11 protein-coding genes are annotated in these 11,781 nt (G+C 40.6%); 3 read left to right on the forward strand and 8 right to left on the reverse strand.

The window, feature by feature from the left end; translation table 11 throughout:
- Positions 1–13: 13 nt before the first annotated feature.
- Entirely contained in the window at positions 14–1,381 is a 1,368-nt protein-coding gene (locus PNIG_RS14965) for an MFS transporter (protein ID WP_089368797.1), read from the reverse strand.
- A 161-nt stretch (positions 1,382–1,542) separates the two neighbouring features.
- Here PNIG_RS14965 and uvrA point away from each other — a divergent pair, with 161 nt between their 5' ends.
- A complete protein-coding gene (gene uvrA / locus PNIG_RS14970; RefSeq protein WP_089368988.1) occupies positions 1,543–4,365 on the forward strand; it encodes an excinuclease ABC subunit UvrA in 2,823 nt (940 codons plus the stop codon).
- A gap of 154 nt (positions 4,366–4,519) precedes the next feature.
- On the opposite strand, the gene trpS is transcribed toward uvrA, so the two are convergent.
- Genes trpS through rpe form a run of 3 tightly spaced genes read right to left on the reverse strand, consistent with a single transcriptional unit; the run spans position 4,520 to position 6,905 of the window.
- Complete coding sequence (gene trpS / locus PNIG_RS14975; protein WP_011329353.1) at positions 4,520–5,524, reverse strand: tryptophan--tRNA ligase; 1,005 nt, start codon at positions 5,522–5,524, stop codon at positions 4,520–4,522.
- Positions 5,525–5,556: 32 nt separating this feature from the next.
- A complete protein-coding gene (locus PNIG_RS14980) occupies positions 5,557–6,222 on the reverse strand; it encodes a phosphoglycolate phosphatase (protein ID WP_089368798.1) in 666 nt (221 codons plus the stop codon).
- Positions 6,222–6,905 (reverse strand): ribulose-phosphate 3-epimerase, encoded by a 684-nt coding sequence (gene rpe / locus PNIG_RS14985; protein ID WP_089368799.1) that lies wholly within the window; start codon positions 6,903–6,905, stop codon positions 6,222–6,224. Before rpe ends, PNIG_RS14980 begins: the two co-directional genes overlap by 1 nt.
- 215 nt (positions 6,906–7,120) lie before the next feature.
- Here rpe and PNIG_RS14990 point away from each other — a divergent pair, with 215 nt between their 5' ends.
- Together PNIG_RS14990 and PNIG_RS14995 are read left to right on the forward strand one after the other, a co-directional pair.
- Positions 7,121–7,417 (forward strand): hypothetical protein, encoded by a 297-nt coding sequence (locus PNIG_RS14990; protein ID WP_089368800.1) that lies wholly within the window; start codon positions 7,121–7,123, stop codon positions 7,415–7,417.
- A gap of 2 nt (positions 7,418–7,419) precedes the next feature.
- Positions 7,420–7,605 carry a DUF2970 domain-containing protein gene (locus PNIG_RS14995; protein ID WP_058374262.1) on the forward strand — a complete coding sequence of 62 codons (186 nt, stop codon included), beginning with the start codon at positions 7,420–7,422 and terminating at the stop codon, positions 7,603–7,605.
- Here the strand turns inward: PNIG_RS14995 and PNIG_RS15000 are convergent.
- The 4 genes from PNIG_RS15000 to aroK are packed head-to-tail and all read right to left on the reverse strand — an operon-like array spanning position 7,562 to position 11,409.
- Positions 7,562–8,419 (reverse strand): Dam family site-specific DNA-(adenine-N6)-methyltransferase, encoded by an 858-nt coding sequence (locus tag PNIG_RS15000; RefSeq protein WP_011329357.1) that lies wholly within the window; start codon positions 8,417–8,419, stop codon positions 7,562–7,564. The genes PNIG_RS14995 and PNIG_RS15000 overlap by 44 nt on opposite strands.
- Positions 8,420–8,472: 53 nt before the next feature.
- The gene (locus PNIG_RS15005) at positions 8,473–9,792 is read right to left on the reverse strand and encodes an AAA family ATPase (RefSeq protein WP_089368801.1); all 1,320 of its coding nucleotides are present in this window, start codon (positions 9,790–9,792) and stop codon (positions 8,473–8,475) included.
- Positions 9,792–10,862 (reverse strand): 3-dehydroquinate synthase, encoded by a 1,071-nt coding sequence (gene aroB / locus PNIG_RS15010; protein ID WP_089368802.1) that lies wholly within the window; start codon positions 10,860–10,862, stop codon positions 9,792–9,794. The genes PNIG_RS15005 and aroB overlap by 1 nt, the downstream gene beginning before the upstream one ends.
- A gap of 28 nt (positions 10,863–10,890) precedes the next feature.
- Entirely contained in the window at positions 10,891–11,409 is a 519-nt protein-coding gene (gene aroK / locus PNIG_RS15015; protein ID WP_008466255.1) for a shikimate kinase AroK, read from the reverse strand.
- Positions 11,410–11,781 lie beyond the last annotated feature (372 nt).

Here is an 11,781-nt window from a genome sequence, read left to right on the forward strand (position 1 = left end):
TCTCCTATAAACGTTAGATTAAACCAGCTACTTTACGTGCTTGGTCTAGGTCAAATTCTTTATCATTAATCTTTAAGTAGCTGCGGCTTTCGTCGCGCACTACAGTTGCTTCTATTACGCCAGGTAAAGCAACTAACAGAGAAGCAAGCGACTGTGCTTGCTCTTCTGAGTCTAATTTGGTCATTAAGCTAATAACTTTACTTTTGGGTGGGACTTGCATTTTCCACGCAATAATAAGCCATATTAACCCAACAAGTGCCGCTGCCGCAAACACCGCTTGCGTTGTTGTGGTTTGTGCTACATAACCGCCAAGCATACCGCCTAAAAAGGCACCTAAAAACTGGCTAGTAGAATACCCACCCATGGCAGAACCTTTTTGGCTTGCTGGTGCAATACGTGATACTAGCGCTGGCATGGTGGCTTCTAAAAAGTTAAATGCAACAAAATACAACAGCATACAAACAGCAATACCTACAATACTGTTAACCCATACCGACATAGCCAGCATGCTCAACATTAACAGTATAACGGAGCCAATAAATGCCTGCTTTTCTTTCTCTTTTTTAATGGCGATTATCATAATAGGCACCATTAATAAAAAAGCTAAAAATAATACTGGGATATATAAATGCCAGTGATTATCGGCCACTAAGCCATCTTTAATAAGCTGACTCGGTAACACTACAAAAATAGTAGTGAGGGTTAAATGTAATAGTAATACGCCCGCATTTAAGCGCGCTAACTGCGGGTGTTTAATTAATTTTTTAATATCGCTAAAGCTGGCGAGGGTATCGCCTTTAGGGGCTTTATTAACCGCATTAGGCACTAGCATAGTCACTATAAATATGCCGATTATAGCTAATATTGCGGTTAACCAAAATACCCCCGAAATACCCCACGAGGCAGCAACGATTGGCCCAAGTAACATAGCAAACGCAAAGCTCATGCCTATGCTCATACCAATAACGGCCATTACTTTAGGGCGTTGTTCATCGCGGCTTAAATCGGAAGCAAATGCCAGTAATGCACTGGCTATAGCGCCCATGCCTTGTAGCGCACGCCCAACTGTAACCATTTGAATTGAATCGGCTAATGCAGCTATTACCGAACCCAGCGCAAACATTAGTAAGCCGCCAACAATAACCTTTTTACGGCCAATTTTATCAGACAGTCGGCCCATAGGTATTTGCAACACCGCTTGGGTTAACCCATACGCGCCAATAGCAAAGCCTATCCAGATAGGCGAAAAGCCCTCCAATGATTGGCCATAAATAGCTAATACAGGCATCAGCATAAATAAGCCGAGCATTCTAAATGCAAACACACTAGCTAGCGATATGGCAGCGCGTTTTTCTCGTGAATTAAGTGAAGATGCGGTCATTATTTGCGTGATCTTACTGTGTGGAAAATTTAGGCTGAGATTCTACCATAAGCTTACTAATAATTAATCGTCATAAGTAAGGATTTTTCATTGATCATAGATTAATAATGTTACGTATTATGCGATACTGGACAAATAATTTTGGTAATAGACGAGATAGCATGGAAAACATTGAAGTCCGAGGCGCCCGCACGCACAATTTAAAAGACATCAGCCTAACCATCCCACGTGATAAGTTAATTGTTATTACTGGCCTATCTGGTTCGGGTAAGTCTTCGCTTGCATTTGATACTTTGTATGCAGAGGGGCAGCGTCGTTATGTTGAATCACTTTCTGCGTATGCAAGGCAGTTTTTATCACTGATGGAAAAACCCGATGTAGATCATATTGAAGGTCTTTCTCCGGCTATTTCTATTGAGCAAAAGTCAACATCGCACAACCCGCGTTCGACTGTGGGTACGATTACCGAAATTTATGACTATTTACGTTTAATGTTTGCCCGCGTGGGCGAACCGCGTTGCCCAACTCACGACCTACCGTTAGCCGCACAAACTATTAGCCAAATGGTCGATACTGTTTTAGCTCTGCCTGAGGGCAGTAAACTCATGTTGCTTGCACCGGTAATAAAAGAGCGTAAAGGTGAGCATGTTAAGCTCCTTGAGCAATTGGCGAGCCAAGGCTACATTCGTGCCCGTATTGATGGCGAAGTATGTGACCTATCGGATCCACCGCCACTTGATCTACATAAAAAACATACTATAGAAGTAGTTGTAGACCGCTTTAAAGTAAAAGATGGCCAACAACAGCGTTTAGCTGAGTCATTTGAAGCTGCATTAGAAATGTCGGGTGGCGTGGCTAACATAGCTTATATGGATGACAGCAGCGCAGAAGAAATGCTGTTTTCGGCTAATTTTGCCTGCCCTACTTGTGGCTATGCCATGACCGAGTTAGAGCCAAGATTGTTTTCGTTTAACAATCCAGCCGGAGCATGCCAAAGCTGTGACGGCCTAGGCGTACGCCAATATTTTGATCCAAACCGCGTAGTACAAAACCCTGAACTAAGCTTGGCCGGTGGCGCAATTAAAGGCTGGGATAAACGCAGTTTTTATTATTACCAAATGCTACAAGCCGTTGCGCAGCATTATAGTTTTGATTTAGATGTGCCATATCAGGATTTAGATAAAGCCTCGCAAAAAATTATTTTAGAAGGCTCAGACACTACCAAAATAGCCTTTAGCTACCGTAACGACCGCGGCGATTTAATTACCCGTAATCACGAGTTTGAAGGGGTACTTAATAATATGTACCGTCGCTACCGTGAAACTGAATCAAACTCGGTACGTGAAGAACTAGCAAAGTATCAAACCAGCCAGGCCTGCCCTAGCTGTCATGGCTCGCGTTTACGCCAAGAGTCGCGCCATGTATTTATTGGCCAAACTAACTTACCCACTATTACTCATATGAGTATTGGTGAAGCAATGGACTTTTTTGAAGGGTTAAAACTAACCGGACAAAGAGGCCAAATAGCTGAAAAAATATTAAAAGAAATTCGCGACCGTTTATCGTTTTTAATTAACGTGGGTTTAAATTACCTCTCACTCGATAGAAGTGCCGATACGCTTTCGGGCGGTGAAGCACAACGTATTCGCCTTGCAAGCCAAATTGGCGCAGGCCTAGTGGGTGTTATGTACGTACTGGATGAGCCATCAATTGGTTTGCATCAGCGCGATAACGACCGATTATTAAAAACATTGGTGCATTTACGCGATTTAGGTAACACGGTCATTGTGGTTGAGCACGACGAAGATGCCATTCGCGCAGCCGATCATATTATTGATATTGGCCCAGGTGCTGGTGTGCATGGCGGGCATATAATTGCCCAAGGTACTCGCGACGATATTTTAGCCTGTAAAGAGTCGGTTACTGGGCAGTTTTTATCCGGTGTACGTAGAATAGAAATACCTAAATTACGCCACCCCACTAACGATAAATGGCTGGAGTTATTTGGCGCTACTGGTAACAACTTAAAAAATGTTGATTTAAAAATTCCATTTGGCTTAATGACCTGTGTAACGGGTGTGTCTGGCTCGGGCAAGTCTACGCTCATAAACGACACCTTATTTAAGCTTGCGCATACTGAATTAAATGGCGCAACAACTGCCGAAGCTGCTGCGTATAAATCAATTACAGGGCTTGAGCATTTTGATAAAGTGATCGACATTGATCAGAGCCCCATTGGCCGCACACCACGCTCTAACCCGGCTACTTATACTGGTATTTTTACTGGTATTCGTGAATTATTTGCCGGTACGCAAGAGTCGCGCTCTCGTGGTTATAAAGTAGGTCGCTTTAGCTTTAACGTTAAAGGCGGACGCTGTGAAGCTTGCCAAGGCGATGGCGTAATTAAGGTAGAAATGCACTTTTTACCTGATGTGTACGTGCCGTGCGACGTATGTAAGGGTAAACGATATAATCGCGAAACCCTTGAAGTACTGTATAAGGGTAAAAATATTCATCAAGTACTCGACATGACAGTGGAAGATGCCCACGACTACTTTGATAAAATACCGGCCATTGCACGCAAACTTAAAACCCTGATGGACGTAGGTTTATCGTACATTCGTTTAGGCCAAGCAGCTACAACGCTTTCGGGCGGTGAAGCACAGCGAGTTAAATTAGCCCGCGAGCTGTCAAAACGCGATACCGGTAAAACGCTATACATACTTGATGAACCAACAACAGGCTTACACTTTGCCGATATTGAACAGCTGCTTGTTGTACTTCATCGCTTGCGCGATCACGGTAATACTATTGTTGTTATTGAGCATAACCTCGATGTTATTAAAACCGCAGATTGGGTTATCGATTTAGGCCCTGAAGGCGGAGCTGGCGGTGGTGAAGTACTCATTGCAGGTACACCTGAGCAAGTAGCCGAGTGTGAGCGCTCGCATACTGGTCGTTATTTAAAAGAACTGCTTAAATAACGAGTGCAGCTTAGCTGAGTAGCTGGGTAGCTATTCATTTTTTTGTGTATTTGGTGGTTAACTTCTTTTATTAACCGCCAAATATACTAATAAAACAAAAATGCCGCTTTATAAATAAAGCGGCATTTTTATTGATCATTTTAACTAGCAAGGTTTAGCCGCGAGGAATAAAACCGAGTGCATCGTACACAGCTTTTAACGTACCTTCGGCTTGGCTGCTGGCTTTTTCTGCGCCACGCTTCATAATGTTATTAAGGAGTGTTTGATCTTCTCTGATCTCTTTAAAACGCGCTTGAATTGGCTCAATCATTGCCACTACCGCATCTGCAGTGTCTTTTTTCAGATGGCCGTACATTTTGTCTTCGTACTCTGGCACTAAATCCTCAATTGAACGTTTAGTTGCCACACTTAACAAGGTAAGTAAGTTTGACACTCCAGGCTTTTCAGCTCGGTCAAAGTAAATACGCGCTTGTTCGTCTGAATCGGTAACTGCTTTTTTCAGTTTTTTCTCAATCTTTTTTGGCTCATCTAACATCATAATAAAACCATTTAGATTTTCATCCGACTTAGACATTTTTTTCAGCGGATCTTGCAAACTCATTACTCGCGCACCAAACTCTGGAATATACGCTTGAGGTATTTTAAATACCTCGCCATACAGGTTGTTAAAACGTGTTGCGATATCGCGGGTTAGTTCAAGATGTTGCTTTTGATCTTCCCCTACCGGCACTTGCTCTGCTTGGTATAATAAAATATCGGCCGCTTGTAATACTGGGTAAGCAAATAAGCCCACGTTAATATTGTGCGCGTGCGTTGCCGACTTATCTTTAAACTGGGTCATACGATTAAGTTCGCCCATTTGTGCATAACAGTTTAATACCCAAGCAAGTTGTGCATGCTCTGGTACTTGCGATTGCACAAATAACGCGGCTTTTTCTGGGTTAATACCACAAGCAGTATAAAGCGCTACACCATCTAAAACTCGCGAGCGAAGTAATTCAGGGTCTTGACGCACAGTTACTGCGTGAAGATCTGCAAGCATAAAGTAGCTATCATAGTCTTCCTGTAACTTTAGCCACTGGTTAATAGCGCCAACATAGTTGCCTATTGTCATACCACCGGTTGGCTGCACGCCACTTAAAACTACTGGTTTACTCATGATTTTCCTTTATTTTGCTTAATTAACAGCACTTAGCGCTGTGTAAGAACAGGTATTATATCTAAGAAGTTATCGCATAGGTACTGTGGATTATAGTCCTTAAGGTTTTCACCTTGATTATAACCATAGCTCAGTGCAATAACGTCAATTTTAGCTGCATTGGCAGCTAGTATATCGCTTTTAGAGTCGCCAATCATAATCGCTTTACTGGGCTCAACATTTAGTTTATTACAGGCAAATAACAACGGCTCTGCTGATGGCTTTTTAGCCATGTCATCACCACAAATTATTAGCTCAAAATGACTCGTTAAGGCTAACTTATCCAGTAATTTTTCGGTAAATAAACGATCTTTATTAGTGATCAATGCCTTGGGCATACCACGTAGGGCAGCAAGCCCAGTTTCAACATGTTGGTAAAGTACGCTATATTCACCTACTTGCTGTTCATAATGTTGGTAAAATAATGTAAATGCTTTATCGCTAAGTACTTTATCTAAATGCTCACTTATTTGCATTTCGCCACTCAGTGCGCGTTTTACTAATACTTCTATACCATTACCAACCCAGCTTTCTACTAAGCGCTGGCTAACAATCGGAAATGCTAAGTCGCTCAAAGTAAGATTAAGTGCTATGTATAAATCGTATACACTATCTACTAAGGTGCCATCTAAATCAAACAGGGCTAGGTCGTACTTCATTATTTAACACTTCCTAATTGCTCACGCATTTGATCGATAACTTCTTGGTAATTTGGCTGGTTAAAAATGGCTGATCCCGCTACAAACATATCAGCTCCTGCCTCTGCAGCAGCGGCAATGTTATCGACTTTTATTCCGCCATCAACTTCTAAGCGTATATTGCGACCCGATTCTACAATACGTTGTTTTGCTTGGCGTAGTTTTTCTAAAGTATGCGCAATAAAGCTTTGCCCACCAAACCCTGGATTAACCGACATAATTAAAATAACATCAATTTTATCCATCACATGATCAAGAAAGCTCAAGCTAGTACCTGGATTAAACACTAAACCAGCTTGGCAGCCATGATCTTTTATTAATTGTAATGTGCGGTCAATATGCTCACTGGCTTCTGGATGAAAGGTAATAATTGAAGCACCGGCCTCGGCAAACTGAGGAATAAGGCTATCAACCGGTTTAACCATTAAATGCACATCAATAGGCGCTTTAATGCCGTAATTTCTGAGCGCTTTACACACCATAGGGCCAATAGTTAAGTTAGGCACATAGTGATTATCCATCACGTCAAAGTGAACCACATCGGCACCCGCAGCAAGTACACTATCAACATCTTCACCTAGTTTAGCGAAATCAGCAGATAAAATAGAAGGGGCTATTAAGTATTTTTTTTCTGGGTTCAACATAGTTAATCCGGCAATGAATAATATATTGCGTTAATGTAACTTAATTAATGATGTTACCCAAGTAATCGCGACAAATATAATGGCTTAATAAAAATAAAGATTATTGATAAGCCTTTATTTTCATTCGACTTTAGAAGCTAATGATAAAATTTAAGTTTGTTATTTAAGCAATTTTTGTTATGCTTAAAAAAGGATCAAATTATTAGGTTTAAATCATGCGTGCTTTTAAAACGGGGATATTAATGGCGTCAGCACTTTTGTTTGTTGGAGCGTTAAATTTTATCTCAAGTTCTGAGCAAGATTTAACAGCAATTAACAATTGCCAGCAAAAACAAACAACCACTACAGATACAGCTGTAAGTGCTTGCCTTAAAGTAACAGATGAGTCGTCTTGGTCTTCATGGATAACAGGCGACAGCCGCAGTGCACAGTTTCATTATTTAGATTTATTAGAGTTGCTTACAAGCTCTGGTGATTCTAAAAAGCTTCCCTCTTTAAAACCATCATTTTAAATATGCGACAGTTTTTTAGCGCCTTACAAAGTGTACTTGCTGCATTTTTTGGGGTGCAATCTAACCATAAACGCCACGCAGACTTTAAACACCACTCGCCAGTTAGCATTATCATAATAGCTATTTTGCTTTTTATTGTTTTTATTATTTCGATTTACGCGATTGTTGTTTCGGTGCTAAGTACATAGCCATTAGCTCGCTCACTTTATTACGCGATCCGCCTTTTGGGCTAATAGTACGCTTTACCTGAATTTGATCTAATGTGGCTTGGCTATAAATTTTACGCGTCCATACCGTATCATGGTTAGAGATAAGCACTGGAGTATCGTTTTCAAACGCCGCTTGCTCGGCTAAATTTGCTAGATTTGCTTGATCATCTAAATTAAAACCGCCCTTCGCATACGAGGTAAACGAGGCTGTTTTACTTAAAGGCACATACGGTGGATCACAATAAATAACTGCATTTTTAGGTACTAGTTTAAAAATATCATCGTAATCAAGGCAGGTAAACGTAGCCTGTTGCGCTTTTTTAGCAAAAAAGTACATTTCTTTTTCGGGAAAATAAGGCTTTTTGTATTTACCAAAAGGTACATTAAAAATACCCTTTAAGTTATACCTACAAAGCCCGTTATAACCGTGTCTATTCATATATAAAAACAGCATTGCGCGTTCGTATATATCGCTACTTTGATTAAATTGCACGCGGTATTCGTAGTAAGCATCGGGATGATTATTTAAATCCACAAACAGCTTTTTAGCATCACTTATAAACTCATCGGGCGAGTTTTTAAGTTCTTTGTATAAATTAATTAAATCGGCATTAATATCATTAAGAATGTAGTGTTTAAAATCGCTATTTAAAAACACTGAGCCGGCACCAACAAAAGGTTCAACCAAAGTATCAGCCTGCTGGCTAGCTTGCTTTAGTCGCGCGTTAATATCTTCAACTAGACTGTATTTTCCGCCAGCCCATTTAAGGAAGGCTCTACTCTTTTGCTGCATTGGCTCTTTACTTCAATCTGGTGTTGCGCGATTTTACACTAAAGTTGCTTAGTTTACTGATCAACTAATACAATTTCTTGTTTTATTTTGCTTATTTTTTTATAGAAAGGCTTATTTATTTTAGCCTCTGCAGGCAAAGCGCTCATAGCTAACTTTGCAGCATCCATATTAGTAAAACTACCTACAGTTACCACCCACCAAGTTTTATTATTTCTTTTAGTTTGATAGGTATGCGCTACTTTTTGTAGTTTATGCTGGCTAATAAATTCAGCACTGACTTGTTGCTGAGTAATCGCTAATAATTGAATAACTGTATTTGTGTCGGGCTGTTGTAAGTACCATGCATTACCTGTGAGTATTTTGCTCTCAACCTGAGCTGAAATATTACTGTGTGGCTGCGTTGCTAATATCTTTGGCTCTACCGATGGTGTATTTTTAGAGCTGGGAGTTGTTTGCTTCGCAGTCAGACTTTGCATAATTGCAGGCACATCATTATGCGGTGTTTGTAGCTCAACTGTGCTTGCAGGTAAGTTAGGTGACGCTGCAATAGCGCTATTGTCGCTAGCTATCGCTAATGGCTGCTGTATTTGCTTAACCGAAATTGCCGTTGTGAGCACTTCAGGCTCAGCTTGCTGATAATATTGTTGCCACCATTGGGTCATGTCTGATTTATATAACAAGCCAATTATTAAAAACAGAATAATTAACATCAAAATTAATAAATGCAAACGCCAAGATACTTTATCTTTTACAACAACATCCGCTATGTGTTCTGTTGCTTGCCAGCTCAGTAATAAATTGGGATTACCCTGTGCCGCGGCTATAAAAGCTTGGTAAACTGGGTCTTCATCATAAGGCAGGTCGCTAAAATACCAACGCATTAACTGCTTACTTTCACTTTGGTTTAATGGCTCTAAGTGAATGTTTATTGCCGCTGCAAAGGCCAGTTTTGACTGCGCAGCAAGCATAATATAAAGCGTACTGGGGGAGTTTTTAGCCAGTAGTTCTAACTCTACCTGTAATTCTTCTGATAAGTGCCTGGCGTTATCTAGCACCCATAAACAAGGGCCACAAGCTTGCTGTTGTAATAATTGATAAAAGTTTTCGGATAGGCTCAAGCTATGATCAATTAAAGGTGCATTAAAGCTTTGCTCTAATAGCTCGCTCATTAATTGAATGTCTGTCATTTGCGCTGTTACTTGCACAAATGCTTTATTAAAATCGTTATATTTATCAGTAATAAAAGTTTCGAGTAGGTAGCTTTTACCTAGGCCAGAGGTGCCTAGTAAAACAATCAGGTTTTGTCCGTACTCAAATTGCAGTGCGATTCTATCCACCAATGCCGCACGGCTTGGTAAAATTTGTGGCTGCATTATTGCTCGATTAACGCTCGAACTTGGTCATCTGAAACATCATCCACTAATGCACATTGTCCAAATTGGGTGGGCAGAATAAAGCGGATAGTACCCTTTTTATTCTTTTTGTCTTTACGCATATGCTGCAAAAAATGCTCGCTGGTCATTACCGGCGGGATCTGCGTGGGTAAGCTATATTGCGCAATTAAACCAGAGATACGAGTAACGTCCTCAGCGGTTAAATCTTGGCGTGTATATGCTAGTTTTGCAGCAAGTACCATACCTGTTGCTACTGCTTCGCCATGTAGCCAAACACCGTACCCCATTTGCGCTTCAATTGCGTGCGCAAAGGTATGACCTAAGTTTAATAGTGCTCTTAGGCCTTGCTCTTTTTCGTCTTGAGCTACAATTAGCGCTTTAATTTCACAGCACCTATAAATTATATGCTGTAAACAGGCTTCATCTAATTGCTGTAAACGCTCAACATTTTGCTCTAAGTAAGCAAATAGCTCAGTATCGTAAATCAAACCGTATTTAATCACTTCAGCCATACCGGCTGCAAACTCGCGCGCAGGTAAAGTATGTAATGATTGTGTGTCGATAAAAACAGCTTGTGGCTGATAAAATGCCCCAATCATATTTTTACCTAGTGGATGATTTACCGCTGTTTTTCCACCTACCGACGAATCAACTTGTGATAATAGTGTCGTTGGCATTTGAATAAAGGGAATGCCACGCTGATAACATGCAGCAACAAAACCAGTTAAATCACCAACAACGCCGCCACCTAATGCAATTAAGCAGGTGTCACGACCACAGTTATTTTCGAGTAAGAATGCCGATATTTTTTCAAACCAGGTAAGCGATTTATATTGCTCGCCATCAGGAATAATAAAGTGCAGTGGATTCAATGTTGCTAACTGCGCTAATAAGCCCTGTAAATACAAAGGCGCAATAGTGTCGTTAGTAATGATGATAGGCCGACAATCACCAATGTGATGAACTAGGCGGCCATTATCTTGAAGTGTAGATTGACCAATATAAATAGGGTAACTTCGCTCGTCTAAATTAACAGATAATTCAAGCATGCTTAGCTATTTCCTTTAATATTAGTAATTAAAAATCCAATTTCTCGATGATTTGGTTAGCAACAACTTTAGCGCTTTGCTCATCAGTGCGTACAACAAAATCAGCCACTTCTTTATATAACGGTTCGCGTTCTTCTGCTAAACGTTCTAATACATCACGAGGTGCTTCTTCTGTTTGCAGTAATGGGCGACGCTTGTCGCGTTGTGTGCGTGCAACTTGTTTTTCAATCGGTGTCTCTAGGTATACTACAATACCGCGAGCCGAAAGCTTGTTTCTAACTTCTTTACTCATTACTGAACCACCACCGGTTGCAAGTACAATACCCTGCATTTCGGTTAGATCGCCAATAACAGATTCTTCACGAAGTCTAAAGCCTTCTTCACCTTCAAGATCAAACACCCAGGCAATATCTGCACCGGTACGGCGTTCGATTTCTTGATCAGAATCAACAAATTCAAGGTGTAATTGGTCAGCGATGTGACGACCAATCGTACTTTTGCCAGCCCCCATGGGGCCAACTAGAAATATATTACGTTTCTCAGCCATATCTTTTAGTACAAACGAACTCTAAAATTTGAAATAAAACCCCGCCTAACGACCTGGCCCCAAAATTAAGGAGAGGATTATCTCAGTAATCGGTTGGGTATTTCAAGTCAATTAGCATAAAAAGCCATATAACGAGCAATTAATCTAAATAATCATCCATTAGTTAACAAAACATTAGCTTATTTTAGGGAGTATTTATTTTTCATGGTTAAAATTTGTGCAACCCAAAGTTATATTTATCAAATTACTGATAACTTTACTACGTAATGTTATGTAAAACTCACACAGTAAAGCGCAAAATAACACTAGAGTGCACCCGAAGGGCAGCGCATGTTGGTTTTATGCTGCTATCGCATATTTTGGGAAGTAACC

This window comes from Pseudoalteromonas nigrifaciens, from assembly GCF_002221505.1.
GTDB lineage: Bacteria > Pseudomonadota > Gammaproteobacteria > Enterobacterales > Alteromonadaceae > Pseudoalteromonas > Pseudoalteromonas nigrifaciens.